This is a genomic window from Sphingomonas sp. NPDC092440, from assembly GCF_044754985.1.
In the GTDB taxonomy this organism is placed as follows: Bacteria; Pseudomonadota; Alphaproteobacteria; order Sphingomonadales; family Sphingomonadaceae; genus Sphingomonas.
Genome location: NZ_JBIVQA010000003.1, coordinates 489,830 through 505,182, shown reverse-complemented (window position 1 = coordinate 505,182; position 15,353 = coordinate 489,830). Strand labels below are relative to the sequence as shown.

Sequence of the window (15,353 nt, the reverse complement as noted above, 5' to 3'; positions counted from 1 at the left end):
GGTCAACCCTCGATGCATGCAGCATTCGCGTCGATGCGGCGTTGCGCCTCGAGAGCGGGGACGACGGCGAAGATGCCTCCAACATCTACGCGATCACCGATCCGGCGACAGAGCATAAAGGCCTGTTGATCGACGCCTTCGACGTGTTCCACGAAATCTGCCCCCGCGACTTGTCCGAGCGCCTTGAAGCGCATCGGGAAACAGCGCCCGCGGGTGACCAGGACGCGCCGAGCAAGCATGGACTGCGGAAAGTCTACAAGAGCGAGTTTCACAGCGATCCCGAGCGTTACGTTCTGCGCGAGGGCTTTCCAGACTTCCCGCCATGCCCTTTCGGCCAATCCTTCAGCATCCTCGGCTTCGATACCGCCGAGCAGGAATATGTCTGGCTCGTCACGAGCATCATTCGAGATCCTCGGCTGATCAGGGTTCCATACCAGGGCGAAGACGTCATCAGCGACGAATAGCGGTGTCGCTTAGCCGGAAAGGCTGACCTTCCTGGCCCACACATCTGCAGGCTGAACTTTAAGAACATCGAAAATTAGGAGGTGATTATGGACTGGAACAAGGACCACATACGAGAAACTATGCTCTTGCTGGAGACAGCAGCGTTGCACAGCGCTCGCGAAAACTACCTGGACTATGTCTCTACCGCTCGGCTCGATCGGAGCGAACCGATCGAAAACGACGAACTAGCTCAGGCCGAGGTCGCGAGCGACTTCGCTGAAGCGCTCGATGACACGCTCCATGACTACGCCGATAAACTCGAAAAGCTCAGGACGATCGATTTCGGCCCCAAGTTGGCCGTCAACGAAGGCGCTGTCGTCAAGCTGTCCGGCCGCCACTTTGTGATCGCGGTGTCAACGAGCAAGTTTACCTGTCAGGGGCGTGAGCTCATGGGCATTTCCACGATGGCGCCGATCTTCGAAGCGATCGAGGGTGCCCGAGCCGGGGAGACCGTGCAGTTCAACGGCCGAGACCTCACCGTAGAAGACGTGGAATAAAGCCCTCCACCGCAGCCGGCGCGCTAGTGCCGAACGCCCTGCATCTCTTTCTGCATGCATACGGTCACTTGCAGCCGCATTGACCTGGCTCATCAAAGGCAAACTCATGACAACACCTTCATTCTTCATCACCCCCGGATACGGGACGCGCCTGCATGACGCGCTTCATTATTCTCAGGCAATGCGCATTGGTGACCGCGTGGAAATCTCCGGACAGGGCGGATGGAACGACGATCTCGTCATTCCGGAGTCGATTGAGGAAGAGATCGAGCAGGCGTTCAAGAACGTGGAACGGACGCTCGCGACCGCCGGAGCACGCTGGCCGCATGTGGTCCACGTCAATTCCTATCACGTCGGTGGATTCCCTCCTGTGATCAACGAAACAATGGCCAAGCTGTATCGCCACTACATGCCCGACCGCGCTCCAATCTGGACGCAGTTGGGAATCGAAGCGCTGGGGCTTCCAACCATGCGTATCGAAATTCGCGTAACAGCTATCATCGCCTGACCCCGCGGTTCGTGCAGGAGCCGTGCCGCGCTAATCCCGCACGCCCTGCGCCCGCTTCTCCATGCATATCATCGTATCGAGAGATCCGGTTATCATCGGCGTGCTCGGAGAACGGGGGGCCGCCTTGGCCTGGTTGGCGCGCCTCGGCTGCCTGCGGGCGATGGCCAGCACTGCCAGGAGCGTGAGCAACGCCGCCGCATAAAGGAACAGGCCGCCAGGGCCGACGATATTCATTGCAGCTGCTCCTATTAGGGGGCCAGCGGCTGTCCCGATCCCGTTGAGCAACAGAAGCCCGCGCGCGGTGCCGAGTAGCCGACCGGCCGGAAGATCGTCGTTTGCGACGGCGAGACACAACGAATAAATCGGGATGCCAAAGCCGCCGAACAGCGCACCCGCCGCAAGGAGCAGCGGCAGAGGCGCTTCCACCGCCAACGCTACGCCGATGGCAGACGCTGCGGACGCCAGCGCCGCACCGGCGATGACAAGATTCCGGGGCACTCGATCCGAAAGCCAACCGAGTGGCCAATGGAAGGCGAGCGTTCCACCAAGAACCGCAGCCATGAAGGCGGAGATACCGCCCACATCGAGGCCGATGCTCTGGGCGAAGCTCGCGCCCATGCCCCAGAAACCACCGATAGCCAGGCCGGCCAGGAAAGCGCCAGCCGCAGCGAGAGGTGATACGAGGACGAGGTCCCTGAACGCGACCCATTCCTGTTCCACCTGGGCCGGCGGATGACTGGGCAGCAAGGTGATCGGAACCACCGCCGCTGATATCAGCAGCGACACGATGAGGAACAATGTCACGTCGGCGGGCGGTGCGATGTTGAGTAACGCCTGCCCGATTGCCCATGAGGCCATAGAGACAACTCCGAATATCGACAGGAGCTGCCCGCGTGTGGATGGCAATGCGTGGGCGTTGAGCCAACTCTCCGTTGCGAGGATCATGCCCGCGTAGGCGAAGCCGGTAATCAGGCGAAGCGGCATCCAGGCGATCGGCTCCACGAACGCCACATGGAGAAGGGCGGTCATCGAGGCAATGGCCGCGAAGCCGGCGAAGGTTCTGACATGTCCCACGGAGACGATGATCGGTGGCAACACGAGCGCGCCGATCGTGAAACCCGCGAAGTAGAAGGACATCATCGCGCTGATCGCGCCGGTCGAGAACCCCTCATGGCCGGCTCTCACGATCAGGAGCGTGCTCAGCAGGCCATTGCCCAGCAGCAGAGCGGCGACGCTCAGCAGCAGCGCCGCCACCGGCGCGAGAACGAGGCCGCGCTTGCCCGCCGACCTCATGGTATCCATCGCCGGGCTCATTCTCGGGCCTGACTTGAGGGTTGATACTCTGCCGCACTGATGAACTGGTCGAATGCTTCGCACCAGATGACGACCGTGTTGTAGTCACGGACATCGATGCCGGCAGGCACCTCGACGATGAAGCCGTTGAACGTCTTCACGTCGCCCACGCGGACTGATCTGTCCTTGATCAGGAGAAAGGCCTCCTTCGTGTCGACGAAACGTGGTGCGAGGTAGAGCTTGTAGTCGGGACCAGGGGCGAGGCGCCCGATATGGGCGATACGGTCGCGCGAGACCCGGATCTCGCCTTCCCCCCAGTGAAGCAGGTCGCTGCCTTTGAGATCGCGGGCCAGACGCCCTGCGTAGAGCGTCTCGGCTGAGATGGTCCGCAAGGCCGCCGCATCCGGGGCCTGGGGGGCGGTCAGGATCGGCAGCGTGTAGACACCGCCCGCGAAGCCCATGGCGAGCATCGCGAGATGGGTGGCAATCAGGATGACCCAGCGCCGCATCGGTTACACCAGCTCCAGTCCCTTCACGAGCTGATCGGCGTCGAGATGGAAGTCCGAGAATACGATGCGGCCGCCAGCGTCCATCACGGAGAACCAGGGCGTTCCCCGCGTGCGGTAGTCCTCCATGAAGGTGGGAAGCGTCGCGCCGGCAGGTGGCTCGTCGTGACCGAACGCGACAGGAAGCGCATACTTGAGCTGGTTCACGCGCAGCTTCTCGAAGGTGTTCTCATCCGCTCCTTCGAAGACGGTCTGGATCACCGCGAAGCCCACGCCCTTGGCGCTCAATGCACCATGCAACCTTTGTAGCGTCGGAAATCCATGCAAATGGCAGCCACGGCACCAGTGCTGGAAGGCGAAGAGGACTTTCGGGCCGGTGCCGAGATCCGACAGCTTGAGCGGCGCGATGCTTTCTCCATCCACGCCAATCCATCTCTGCACCCGCAGCTCGGGGGCTTGTCGTTCGTCGACGCTCATCTAATCCTCCAATTCCGATGCAGAAGTCCGATGAGTGGTCGCGTGTGGCGATGGCACGCGAACCTCACCGCCTTGATCCCCTACAGGTTGTAGGATGCGAGTTCGCCGACCGATACCTCGTGGCCAGCGCCGCCGTTCTTCCGTCGGTGTGTCACCGCCGCCCCTCAATGACAAAGGCGCGATAGCGGGAACCGGCAAAACGGTGCGCAGCGATGGTTTGGTAGGCGGGGCTATGATACCAATCACGGGCGGCCTGCATCGTCGGGAACCGCAAAATTACGGCCCCTTCGACGGGCGGCCCCTCCAAATGCTCCATCGCGCCATAAGCGGCGAGAAAGGTTACGTCGTGGCCATCGAACGATGGGCCGACGCCTTCAGAATAGTTTGCGAGTTCTTCCGGATCGGTGGTTTCTTCGCGGGTGAAGACGACGAACGCTTCCATCTTAAAGTCTTTCATAAGGTCGCATCTGCAGGCCACCGCCGCTGGCGATGGCCTTAATGTCGTCAGGCTGGCAGCTCGAACCCGATTTTCGTGAGTGCCTCGACGCACGCATCCTGATCCTGCTGATAGTTGCCTCCGGAGATGCCGATCCCGCCGATCAACTTCCCGTCTTCCAGGATCGGATAGCCTCCGCCGACAGCGACCATCCGGGGGCGATAGGCCAGCGGCGCCACTTTTGGATCGTTCGAAACATAGTCGTTCCAAACATGGGTCGGGTACCCAAACGAGGCGGAACTCCAAGCCTTGTCGATGGCAACATCGACGGTGAGAAACGGCGCGTCATCAGTGCGCTCGAACGCGCGCAGGTTACCGGTGGCGTCGACGACGGCGACCGCAGCCGGGATGCCGATTGTACGTGCCGCGGCGATCGCCGCGTCGATGAGGGCGACGGCGGTTTCGCGGTTGATCGAGGCGGTGGCAATGGATTTCGTCATGGAATTTCCTTCGCCGTGGCGTAATCCGTCCGGCGTTCTTGAGGTTAGAAAAGACGTTCGGCGGTGGCAGTCATCAGAAGCCTTCGAGGACAATCTTGCCTCTTGCCGCGCCACTTTCGATCAATGCGTGCACCGTCTTCAGATTGGCGGCATTAATTGGCGACAATTTTTCGGTTAGCGTCGTGCGAATTTTGCCGTCGTCCACCAGCACCGCCAGCGAATTGAGGATCTTGCCCTGCTCATCCATGTCGGGCGTGCCGTAGAGCGACCGTGTGAACATCAGCTCGTGGTGGATCGACACTGCCTTGCGCTTGAACAGCATGACGTCGAGCGCCTTGGGATCGTCGATGAATCCGAACCGTCCTTGCGGGGCGATCAGTTCGGCGATGTCGGATGCATGCTGCTCGGTATGCGTGGTCGAGAACACGAAAGCGGGAGCGCCGATGTTGAGCTCGGCGATCTGTGGCGCGAGCGGCCGAGAGTGGTCGATGACATGATGAGCCCCAAGCCCTTTAACCCACTCCTGGGTTTCCGGCCGAGAGGCGGTGGAGATGACGATGAGATCCGTGCGCTGTCGAGCGATCTGGATGGCGATCGACCCGACCCCACCCGCACCACCGATGATGAGGATCGCCGCCGCCGCCCCGGGAACGGGCTTCGTCACGTCCAGGCGATCGAACATGGCTTCCCAGGCCGTCAACGTCGTGAGTGGCAGCGCCGCCGCTTCCGCCCAGTCGAGCGACGCGGGTTTACGACCGACGATCCGGGCGTCGACGAGATGGAACTCCGCATTGGTGCCAGGCCTTATGAGCGATCCGGCATAATAGACCTCGTCGCCTACCGCGAACTGCGTCACGTCGGGGCCGACCTCTTGCACGATCCCGGCCGCATCCCATCCCAGCACCTTCCAATCGCCATCAGCGGGCGGCGTGCTGCTGCGGATTTTGTAGTCGACCGGGTTGACCGAGACAGCCTTCACCTCAACCAGGATATCGCCTCCTTCAGCGACAGGCCGAGGCAGATCAATGTCGACCAGAGAGGCGTCCTCGGCGATGGGTCCCGGAACCTTGTAACCAACGGCTTTCATCGGTGTCTCCAGCTTGCTGTATCCTGAAGTCTTATCGATCAGATCGAATTTTCTTCCGAAATATACTCAGGATTTAAAGATTTCGCGTGTCAGACTATGAAGGTATGCGCGCAACATATCCAATAGCGGTACGACATAGTTTCCATACCTCGGAGCCGGATTCAGAAGTTTATCGAAAATAGCGGTTTATTGCTGTTCGGCGGGTGAGCATTCGGATGGAGGCGATAAGCGCCCAAGCGGTTGAGGAGTCGACCTCTCAGCGGTCGCGTTGGCAGGGGCGATCTCGCCCGCCGGTCTCACACCAACGTTGGCAAGCGACGGCGTCCGCTCGAAATCCGCTGACGGGGATACGCCTGCAATGCCGATTCGAAGCTATCGAAACTATAGCTACAGGGTATTGGGAAATCATACTGGACTGACGCTATAGTCTTCACGCATAACCACGACTCAAAATGGTCCAACACTTTTATACGCTAATAGAGAATCCGGTATTCTGATTTTCAGTGAATTGGCTCGTTCGGCGGTGGTGCGCGCAAAGATCTTTTACAGAATTCTGAACTGAATCAGGTTCTGGTCTGTCGTGACAAGCAAGGGGGTTTCGCTATGGTCACCAGAGGTTTCACAGGCCGCGGGCCAGGCGGCGACCAGTACGATCGGATTCCGCCGGGTCAGCATCTCGTGGAGAATTTCCCTGTTCTGACGGCCGGGCCAACGCCGAACGTGGAGCCCTCCGATTGGAAATTCACCGTCAAGATCGGTCCGAAGCCGGTCAAAGTGTGGAATTGGAGCGAGTTCAACGCTCTACCGAAGACCAAGGTGACCCGAGACATTCACTGCGTCACGTCCTGGTCCAAGCTGGATACCGCGTGGGAGGGCGTACTCGTAGAAGACATCCTTGCAGATGCAGGGCTCGATCGGCCCACCGATTTCGTCTTGGCGCACTGCTACGATAACTACTCGACAAACATCCCGCTGGCGGATCTTCTCTCCGGGAAAGCGATGGTCGCCCTCAACTATGCGGGCAAGCCGCTTCCCCGCGATCATGGAGGGCCGGCGCGTCTTCTGGTTCCGCACCTTTACTTCTGGAAGTCCGCCAAATGGGTGAACGCGCTGCAATTCACAACGCGTGACGAGGCCGGATTTTGGGAGCTGCGCGGCTATCACATCTACGGCGATCCGTGGCGCGAGCAACGATACACCAATGACTGAAAACGGCGCGCAAATCGCGTGGCAGCCATGCGTAATCGACGAAATCGTCCAACAGACCCCGAGTATCAAGAGCTTCTTCCTTCGGTTGAGCAAACCGTTCGCGCACATCGCAGGGCAGCATGTCGATGTCCGGCTGACCGCGCCCGGTGGCTACAGTGCGATGCGGAGTTACTCGATCGCGTCTTCGGCAATCTCGTCTCCGATCGTCGAGCTCGCTATCGAGCGCCTACCGGATGGCGAAGTTTCGCCGTTCTTTCACGATGTCGCAGCGATCGGCGACGAAATCGAGCTTCGTGGTCCGCTCGGCGGCCATTTCCTGTGGCCTGAACCTGCCATAGACCCAGTGCTGTTGGTCGGGGCAGGCTCGGGCCTCGTGCCGTTGATGGCAATGATCCGGCAGCGCCGCGCGCTGGCCCAAGTCGTGCCGACAGCGCTGCTCTTGTCCGCACGAACCGCTGAGGACGTTCTCTTCTCAAAAGAGCTTCATTCCATCGACGTCAGCGACCCGGCATTCGTCTTGGCGCTGGCAATTACGCGCGAGAAACCGATCCGCCCATCGGACTTTGCGCGACGGATCGACGGCGCGATGGTCCAGGAAATCCTGGCTCGGCTTCCCCGAAATCCCACACAAGTCTTCGTTTGCGGATCCAACGGATTCGTCAACATCGCGACCGAGGGCGCGCTGCTGGCCGGCCTAGACCCCTCCATTGTCAAAACCGAGCGCTACGGCGGCTAGCGGCGCAAGCTACTTCGCGTCCCGCCGATCGTGGACGTGCAGCCCACGGATTAATTTTGGAGATCATCATGAGCCGCTTTGCCGAACCCGTCTTCATTGCCGCCGGCCTTCGGACGCCTTTCGGCCGCGGTGGAGGCGCGTTGGCTGCCTACGATGCCATCTCTCTGTCCGTGCCTGTCGTGCAGGCGATGGCGGCGCAGGCGGAGCCTGATCTCCTCGTCTGGGGAACCGTGATCCCGAATTTGGGCTGGAGCAATATTGCTCGAGAGACCTGGCTTGACGCCAAGCTCACTCCGACGGTTCCGGCATTCTCCGTCGTCCTGGCATGCTCAACCAGCATGACAGCGACCTTCGCTGCGGCGGGGATGCTAGGTGGCGAAACGGACCTCACCATGATCGGCGGGTCCGAAGTGATGAGCCGCCCTTCAATCGCCCTGACGGCCGAGGCGTCGAAGCGGCTCACTGACCTCTTTGCGAAGGATGCGATGGGCGCGCTCACCGCCCTGCAGTCCCTTGCCCCAAACGACTATGTGCTCCCCACCAAGGGCTGGGCCAACCGGATCACCGGCAGGACGATGGGTGATCACATGGAGGAGACCGCCAAGGCCTGGCGGATCTCGCGCGAGGCTCAGGATGATTGGGCGCTCAAGAGCCACGAGCGCGCCGTCGCGGGTTGGGAACGGGGCTTCTTCGACGATCTCGTGATTCCCCTGCCTGAACTGGCGCGCGATGCGAACCCGCGCGCCGACACGTCGTCCGAGCGGCTTGCCGCTTTGAAGCCGGCCTTCGATCGCGACAGCGGGAGGGGAACCTTGACCGCCGGGAACAGCTCGCCAATCACGGATGGCGCCGCCGGCTGCTGGGTCGCCACCGAAGCCGGTGTGGCGAGACTCCCGGCGGGCACCCCCTACGCGCGGCTCGTTGACTACGAGGTCTCGGCCGTCGATTTCCACACCGAGGGTCTGCTGATGGCGCCCTCCTACGGCATTCCGCGCCTGCTCGCCCGCCATCAACTCGGCTTCTCCGACATCGCGCTCTGGGAAATCCACGAAGCCTTCGCAGCCCAGGTGCTGGCGAACGTCGCGGCCATCACCGACCCGGAGTGGGTGCGCGCGACAGCCGGCGTCCAGGCGGCGATGGGCGATTTCGACTGGGACCGCGTCAATCCCAATGGAGGCTCGGTCGCCCTGGGTCATCCGTTCGGGGCTACAGGCGCGCGCGACCTCAGCCAGGCGGTGAAGGAGCTCTGGGCCATGCCGCCCGGATCGCGAGCGATCGTCAGTATCTGCGCCGACGGCGGCCAGGGCACAGTCGCCCTTCTCGAACGCGGCTGACCGGAGATCGCCGCCACGAAAGCGATCCGCTTCCAACTGTCGGAGACGCGATATGACAACTGATGTGCTGCTGTACACCACGAACTGGTGCCCCTTCTGCCGCCGGGCGAAGACGCTCCTCAAGGAGAAGGGCGTGCAATGGAAGGAACTCGATATCGAAGCTGATCCGGTCCACCGGCAGGCCATGACGGAAGCTTCGGGTCGAAGCTCCGTGCCGCAGATATTCATCAACGGCACGTATGTCGGTGGCTCCGATGAGCTTTTCGCGCTCGATGTTAGAGGCGAGCTCGACAAACTTCTCGGGCGCACGTCGCCCTCCGCCTGAGGAAACCCGGGCCGGACAATGCGGGGCCCCGCACGGGTCGATGAATACGAAAGGAGAGCCTCTTGGTCTCAGCAATCTGGAACGGCGCCACCATCGCCACAAGCGAAGAGACAGTCGTCATCGATGGAAACCACTACTTCCCGCCTTCGGCGGTCGATTTCGGCCTGCTCGAGATGAGCCCGCACACATCCGTCTGCCCGATCAAGGGCGCCGCGCGCTACTTCCATGTTCGCGTGGGCGAAGACCTCAATGTGAATGCGGCCTGGACCTATCCCGAACCAAATCCGGGCTCCGAAGGCATCCGGGATCACATCGCCTTCTGGAAGGGCGTGGAGGTCGGGTAGAAGACCGGACCAGCGGCAGCTTGGCAGATGGTTCGGTAGGGGTCTGCGCCGCAATCCATTCGCCCGGCCCGGGACGGGTGGGCTCTCGCAGCCGCAGGGGACTTCCCGCGGACGGGCGCCTGCAGCCGATGCGCGGCCGCGCATCGGCTGATCAGGACGGAGGGACATCATGGAGCATGCCGAGTTCAACTCCGCTTTCGCGAAGCTTGCACTGGGATACGGCGAAGGCGTCTACGACGGCCGGCGTTTCGGCGTGACGGTCCGGCGATCCCCGGATGGACGGCGCAACAGCCTGTTCGCCAGGGAGTTGGCTGGAACCAACATCGTCAGCTTCAACCTCTACCGGACCGGGTCGGATCAAACCTTGCTTAAGCCCTGCGAAATGTCCGCCGAAAAGGTCTTGGCATTCGTGCTGGATTTCAAACCGGACTCCTGACGGGCAGGTGGAGGTCGCGGCCGACCGGTTCGACTGCGACGCCCGCCCCCTACGATTGCGCATGGCGCTCAAAGGTATCGAAACTATAGCCGCCGGTCATTGGACTTCGTCGGGCGATGAATTCATCTTCTATAAATCGCCATCCGTTGGGGAATCGGTGCTGGCTCTGGTCTACGCCAGATTGAGAAAGTCTAAGCGATGACGAACAACAATGACGCTACCTTTCCGACACCTTCTGATCTTGATGAAGGCGCGGCGATGACTGTCGCCGACGCTCTGAAAATTATTCTGGCGAACAGCTACGCGATTTACCTGAAGACGAAAAATTTCCACTGGCACGTCTCTGGACCCTACTTCAGGGACTATCACCTGCTTCTTGATGAGCAGGCCGCAGAGATCCTCGCCGCCACCGATGCGATCGCCGAGCGCGCCCGAAAGACGGGCAATACCACCATTCGATCGATCGGCGATATCGCGCGCCACCAGACCATCAAGGACAATGATGCTGAGTTCGTGACGCCGCAGGACATGCTGGGCGAACTCCGCGCCGACAATCTCCACATGGTCGAGTCGTTTCGCCGCGCAAAGGACGTCGCGGACAAGGCGAAGGATAATGCGACGTCCGGCCTGATCGACGCTTGGACGGACGAGGCTGAGCGCCGTGCGTGGTTTCTCTTCGAAATCAGCCGCTAGCGCTTCGCCGAGCAAACCTGCGTCAGGAATGACGCCCGGGCGTGGGAGGCGATGATGGCGAAGGCCGGCTTTGGAGGGGGATGCCATTGGTGCACAGAAGGCGTGTTCCAGGCGTTGCGCGGGGTCGCCCAGGTCGACCAGGGCTTTGTCCAGTCGGACGCGCCGGCAGATACCTGGTCAGAAGGGGTGATCGTCACCTTCGATCCATCGGTTATTCCGTTGGCGACGCTGTCCGAGGTGCATCTCAGAACGCATTCCGCTGCCAGGGTCCGCTCACCTCGCAGCAAGTACCGTAGCGCGATCTACGTCTTTGAAGAGAGCCAGCGGCCTGAGGCCGAACAGGCGATCGTCCGCTTCGCCGACGCGTCTGGCAAGGCGGCGCACACCCTGGTCCTCCCGTTTAAAGGTTTCAGGGCGTCGGACGAGCGTTACCAGAACTACTATCGAACCGACCCGAGCAGGCCCTTCTGCCGCCGCTACATCGATCCCAAGCTGGATCATATCCGACGGCACTTTTCGGAACTGGCGCTCCCTGAAGCGACCCCGACTGTCCGGCGAGCCATCGAAAGCGGTGATGGCTCGTAGTTCTAATGCGGCTCTCGAACGCGCCGGCTTAAGCGGCTCGCCGTTGAGCAGCGCGGTATCGTCCGTAGCCAACCTTGATCAACAGTCCCTCCTCGCACATCCGAGTTAGGTAGCACCGAGGAATACCGATCTCCGTCAGATCGCGGGTGCGGGCTTCGCCGAGCTTCTCCACCAACCTCACTGCATGCTCTCGGAGAGTCGGCATCGGCCCGCCGGCAGCGGCAATCCTCTCTGCTCTCAGTCGATCACGCTTACGCACCTTGACGGAGGGCGTTTGGATATGATTGAGGGAAATTGGCAGGTCGAAGTTCGCATTTTCGTCGACCCCGGCGAGCCATCCTCCGGCACAGCGCGAGATAGCCGAAATCCGGGCCAGGATTTCGCCATTATTTCTACGATTTGCGCCGATTTGAAGCGCTGCTTCGCTCTCGATTGGAGTAGAGAATCGGGCCTGAGCGTAGCTTAGCGTACCTGATTTCTACATCCTTCTCCGCCATCACTGGGTTCGATACGCACTCTCCTTCCCTAGCCCGCAATCTATACTGCGCCGGCACAATTTCTGAGCTGCCTTTGGAAGTAATTTAGCGAGGTGCTGATGGCCGGAAAAGCCCTCCGGGGCGTCGATCGTAGTTTCGGCGGCAATAGCGTACAAAGATCTATGGACGGCAGCTTTGCGCTCTCGTTCCGGACATTGAGATTGTCTGCCGGCAATCCCGAAACCTGCCACTGGCGATTGTTCGATGTAACTTCGCGCTGGCTCGAAAGTCGCCATTCGTTCCTGCTTCACTCGGCGACCTGCTGTACGGCTGAGATTGGCGGGGATTCTCCGCTTCGGACGATTTGGCCAAAGTTGCCTCCGCTTTTCGCCCTACATTTTCTGTCGGCTTCAATGGCGCGCGTTGACATGCCCTTGGACGGCAATCCTGGAATTACCGTTCCGAGACGATGGAAAATCTGCCGTTCACAAGAGGGAATGGTCTAGAAGATGCTCACCCGTTGAGAGCCAACCGCAAAGATTCGCCCGTGTTCATCTGCCAGTAGCACGGTCGGCACTTCACCATTTCTTGTTTCGATGCCCCGAGCCAGACAAAAGAGCCCCTGAGCATTTCGCAGCGTCAGTGCCAGGGCTTCGTCTGCGCTCCTTGCGACATGGATGACTGCATCGGCATCCTCATCCACGACCGCATTGACGTAGCCGCGACCGAAGTCGCCGGGCTGCACTGTGTCGAACCTCCCGATTTCGGGCCCCACCCGTTCGGCGGCAGCCACCCGCGCATATTCCTCCCGATCCTCGCTCCAGGATTGGATTGTCATCCGCGCGGTAACGCCGCCACGCCCGGTCTTCATGCGATCGACGTTTTTCTGGCGATCCCAAAACCAGTCACGCAGTGCGCTCGGCTCCGGCGTATTGGGGCGAAAGCAGATGCTGGTCGAAAGTGTTCCGTTTGGATGCAATGTCCAGATCTCGAGAACCCCGCCCCGCTCACCACTCATATCCACGGTAACCCAGCTCGAGCCATCCGGATAATGTGAAAAAGCAATGGCTCGCAGGCGATCGGTCAGGCTGCAGGACCAGAGGAACTCGATCCGCGGAGAGGGCGCGCAGAGTTTCGCGAGATCAAGCGCGCCTATCTCGCCGCCGATCTGGACAAGCCACTGGGTTTCGGACGTTACGTCGTGATGGGCGGCAAGCGCGACCTTTCCGATCGTGTGGAACGTACCATTATGGGTGGCGAGCCGGGTGAGCAGGCTGGTGCCGTCTCGTTGCGCCTGGACCAGGATCGCGTGTCCGCTGCTTCCCACGGCGACCAGCGCGGACACGTCGCTTACATTCTGCTGCCACAGTGTCGCGCCATAGGGATCGAGCAGCTGGAGCAAGCGGCTTTCCCGCCAGACCAGCAGATTGCCATTCGCCAGCACACAGGCGCAGCGTACCGCCGGGCGGACGGAGACGGCGGGTGGCACCACCCATTCCCGGTCCGGAGAAGGCGGCGCAGCGTGCAGCTTCGCCAACTTGCCGATGTCCGTCTCCAGCACGATGAGGCCGGCATCGCCGAGGATCGACCGCAATGCCTGGAAATCGCGCGCCGACAAGCGGCTCGAAGCCGTGGCGATGGTCGCGCGGACAAAGGCTTCAACGAATGGCTGGGCAGGTCCCTTCCAGAAGTCCGCCTGTTCGGGACTGGCGGGCGATGCCAGCCTGGAAAGCACGGTCAGCAGTTCGATCACCGCCTGCTCCGGCTGCTCGGTGTCACCCCTCAGCACTGCCAGGAACCAGCCGAGCGCAGCGCCATGGGGATTGGCGCTCCGGACGGGCATGGAGGGGAAGGCGGTGACGTCCTCGGGCGACAGGTCGGTTCCGTCCCACCGGGCGGTCAGGATCGCGCGCGCCGCCAGTTCCCCCGCAAATGCCTCGACCGTGCTCACGGCCAGCGCGGCAGCGAGCCAGCGCCTTCGCGTCTCAAGAAGTGCATCGTCGACCGGTGCCGTGGCGGTCAGATGGTCGGTGACCTGCAGCGCGCGCAACGGCTGCCCCGTCGCGATCAGCGCGTCGGTCCAGGCCCTGATCACAAAGGCGTGAAAGGCAGGCTCCTTGACCCGACTGTCTTCGGCGAGCGCATCGAAACAGGCGGTGCGCTTCGCAAGGGCCAGCGCCGCGTCGAGATCGCCGGCGTGGAACAGCATGCGAATGGCCAGCGCGGGCGGCTGCCGGCTGTCGATTGCGAGCTTGGCCGCCTCGTGGAACAGCGCCCCCTTTTCCAGCGCCAGCACCGCGCGCTGGTGATCGTTCAACAGCTGCGAATGGATATAGGCGGCGCGGCGGAAATCTCCGTCGCGCTCCAGTTGCTCGGCGAGCTGGAGGTAGCGGCCGCGCAGCGCATAGAAGCGGGCATCGTGCAGGATCGGTGCGGAAAAACCCTGGTCGGCCAGATCGAAATCGAGCCGTGCGCGCATCAGCGGCAGCGCATTCGGATAGCGGCTCACGGTCTTCCGCCCGGGATTGCCACTGCCGAGCTTGAGCGCGAGGCGCAGGGCGGCATCGAGATCGCCGGCCGAGATCATCTTCTCCACCAGCTCGAGCCGCTTGTCATATTGGCTGCGCAGTCCGCGTCCGAGAGGCGTGTTCCAGCGCAGCCAGCCGGCGATGTTGGCGAGAAACCCTGGCCCGCGCGGCGCCTGCGGTACGCCACCACCACCGCCAACGGGTATCGCCGGGATCAGACCCGCCAGGTCGCGCAGCGCCTGGCGAGCGATCGATGCCAGCTTGAGGCGCTGCTCATCCGCGCGCAGCTGCCTGGCCATGTCGCGCAGCAAGTCCCCGCCTTCCCGCTCGATCGAAACCCCCGCGCGCGAGATCGCCGTCAGGCCTGCCGGCATCTCAGCGTCCCCCGCACCGATGACGTCAGGCGTCGCCGGCCCGCGAAGTCGTGGCGCGGGCACGTGCAGGTCGAGGCGTGGCATATCCCAGAGGCTCTGAAGCGGCAGCGGCTCGAGCGTGGCCAGCGCGATGCGATGCAGCCGCCCGGCCCACCACAGGTCACAGCTGCGCGCTTCGGCGGCTTGGGCTGCGTCCGCGCGATCGGGCGAAGGCGCACCCTGTCCGGCAAAACTCGTGAGGGTGGCGGCCCCGGTGAGCCGGAGCAACAGCGCCGCTGGCCATATCTCGGGATCGATGTGCAAGGGCTTGGTGAATGCCACCACGAACAGCGTCCGGGAGGCATCTTCGGAGAACCTGCCGCGCCACATCCCGCGGACGGCCTCGCGGACGGGGCGCAGGTCGGGCGGCTGTGCACCGGTGCGCAGTAGGAACGCCACACCATGGCATTCCGTGGTTCCGGTCAAAGTGGGCCGCGCCGGGAAATCCCGCCTGGCGAGGCGGGCG

The 15,353-nt window shown here is 62.0% G+C and carries 18 protein-coding genes; 11 read left to right on the top strand and 7 right to left on the bottom strand.

The genetic code is table 11. The features are described from left to right. Positions 1 to 41: 41 nt before the first annotated feature. The 3 genes from ACIQCS_RS07700 (at position 42) to ACIQCS_RS07690 (ending at position 1,509) form a co-directional block, all read left to right on the top strand. Entirely contained in the window at positions 42 to 464 is a 423-nt protein-coding gene (locus tag ACIQCS_RS07700) for a hypothetical protein (RefSeq protein WP_401530502.1), read from the top strand. Positions 465 to 551: 87 nt separating this feature from the next. Next, positions 552 to 1,001 (top strand): hypothetical protein, encoded by a 450-nt coding sequence (locus tag ACIQCS_RS07695; protein ID WP_018429624.1) that lies wholly within the window; start codon positions 552 to 554, stop codon positions 999 to 1,001. Positions 1,002 to 1,080: 79 nt separating this feature from the next. After that, a complete protein-coding gene (locus tag ACIQCS_RS07690; protein ID WP_018429625.1) occupies positions 1,081 to 1,509 on the top strand; it encodes a RidA family protein in 429 nt (142 codons plus the stop codon). A gap of 30 nt (positions 1,510 to 1,539) precedes the next feature. On the opposite strand, the gene ACIQCS_RS07685 is transcribed toward ACIQCS_RS07690, so the two are convergent. The 6 genes from ACIQCS_RS07685 to ACIQCS_RS07660 form a co-directional block, all read right to left on the bottom strand. Beyond that, positions 1,540 to 2,811 carry an MFS transporter gene (locus ACIQCS_RS07685; protein WP_142172128.1) on the bottom strand — a complete coding sequence of 424 codons (1,272 nt, stop codon included), beginning with the start codon at positions 2,809 to 2,811 and terminating at the stop codon, positions 1,540 to 1,542. An 8-nt stretch (positions 2,812 to 2,819) separates the two neighbouring features. Continuing rightward, positions 2,820 to 3,311, bottom strand: a complete 492-nt coding sequence (locus tag ACIQCS_RS07680; protein ID WP_066117798.1) for a DM13 domain-containing protein — start codon at positions 3,309 to 3,311, stop codon at positions 2,820 to 2,822. A 3-nt stretch (positions 3,312 to 3,314) separates the two neighbouring features. Further along, positions 3,315 to 3,785 (bottom strand): peroxiredoxin, encoded by a 471-nt coding sequence (locus ACIQCS_RS07675; protein ID WP_026227543.1) that lies wholly within the window; start codon positions 3,783 to 3,785, stop codon positions 3,315 to 3,317. Between the two features lie 151 nt (positions 3,786 to 3,936). After that, complete coding sequence (locus ACIQCS_RS07670) at positions 3,937 to 4,227, bottom strand: DUF1330 domain-containing protein (protein WP_066117885.1); 291 nt, start codon at positions 4,225 to 4,227, stop codon at positions 3,937 to 3,939. A 62-nt stretch (positions 4,228 to 4,289) separates the two neighbouring features. Further along, a complete protein-coding gene (locus ACIQCS_RS07665; RefSeq protein WP_004357630.1) occupies positions 4,290 to 4,721 on the bottom strand; it encodes a heme-binding protein in 432 nt (143 codons plus the stop codon). Between the two features lie 73 nt (positions 4,722 to 4,794). Continuing rightward, on the bottom strand, positions 4,795 to 5,808 hold the full coding sequence (locus tag ACIQCS_RS07660) for a zinc-binding alcohol dehydrogenase family protein (protein WP_066117801.1): 1,014 nt from the start codon (positions 5,806 to 5,808) through the stop codon (positions 4,795 to 4,797). A 603-nt stretch (positions 5,809 to 6,411) separates the two neighbouring features. Here ACIQCS_RS07660 and ACIQCS_RS07655 point away from each other — a divergent pair. The 8 genes from ACIQCS_RS07655 (at position 6,412) to ACIQCS_RS07620 (ending at position 11,470) form a co-directional block, all read left to right on the top strand. Continuing rightward, the gene (locus ACIQCS_RS07655; RefSeq protein WP_066117805.1) at positions 6,412 to 7,017 is read left to right on the top strand and encodes a sulfite oxidase-like oxidoreductase; all 606 of its coding nucleotides are present in this window, start codon (positions 6,412 to 6,414) and stop codon (positions 7,015 to 7,017) included. Further along, positions 7,010 to 7,753 (top strand): ferredoxin reductase, encoded by a 744-nt coding sequence (locus ACIQCS_RS07650; RefSeq protein ID WP_066117808.1) that lies wholly within the window; start codon positions 7,010 to 7,012, stop codon positions 7,751 to 7,753. The genes ACIQCS_RS07655 and ACIQCS_RS07650 overlap by 8 nt, the downstream gene beginning before the upstream one ends. A 68-nt stretch (positions 7,754 to 7,821) precedes the next feature. Then, on the top strand, positions 7,822 to 9,087 hold the full coding sequence (locus ACIQCS_RS07645) for an acetyl-CoA C-acyltransferase (protein WP_066117886.1): 1,266 nt from the start codon (positions 7,822 to 7,824) through the stop codon (positions 9,085 to 9,087). 52 nt (positions 9,088 to 9,139) lie between these two features. Continuing rightward, positions 9,140 to 9,412 (top strand): glutaredoxin 3, encoded by a 273-nt coding sequence (gene grxC, locus ACIQCS_RS07640; protein WP_142172132.1) that lies wholly within the window; start codon positions 9,140 to 9,142, stop codon positions 9,410 to 9,412. A gap of 62 nt (positions 9,413 to 9,474) precedes the next feature. Further along, positions 9,475 to 9,756 carry a DUF427 domain-containing protein gene (locus ACIQCS_RS07635; protein ID WP_066117815.1) on the top strand — a complete coding sequence of 94 codons (282 nt, stop codon included), beginning with the start codon at positions 9,475 to 9,477 and terminating at the stop codon, positions 9,754 to 9,756. 169 nt (positions 9,757 to 9,925) lie between these two features. Next, positions 9,926 to 10,192: a hypothetical protein gene (locus tag ACIQCS_RS07630; protein ID WP_066117817.1), complete on the top strand. Its 267-nt coding sequence runs from the start codon at positions 9,926 to 9,928 to the stop codon at positions 10,190 to 10,192. 198 nt (positions 10,193 to 10,390) lie between these two features. Next, complete coding sequence (locus tag ACIQCS_RS07625; protein WP_066117820.1) at positions 10,391 to 10,885, top strand: Dps family protein; 495 nt, start codon at positions 10,391 to 10,393, stop codon at positions 10,883 to 10,885. A gap of 54 nt (positions 10,886 to 10,939) precedes the next feature. After that, positions 10,940 to 11,470 carry a peptide-methionine (S)-S-oxide reductase gene (locus tag ACIQCS_RS07620; RefSeq protein ID WP_206694726.1) on the top strand — a complete coding sequence of 177 codons (531 nt, stop codon included), beginning with the start codon at positions 10,940 to 10,942 and terminating at the stop codon, positions 11,468 to 11,470. Between the two features lie 978 nt (positions 11,471 to 12,448). On the opposite strand, the gene ACIQCS_RS07615 is transcribed toward ACIQCS_RS07620, so the two are convergent. Continuing rightward, positions 12,449 to 15,313 (bottom strand): hypothetical protein, encoded by a 2,865-nt coding sequence (locus tag ACIQCS_RS07615; protein WP_345851489.1) that lies wholly within the window; start codon positions 15,311 to 15,313, stop codon positions 12,449 to 12,451. Positions 15,314 to 15,353: the final 40 nt, after the last annotated feature.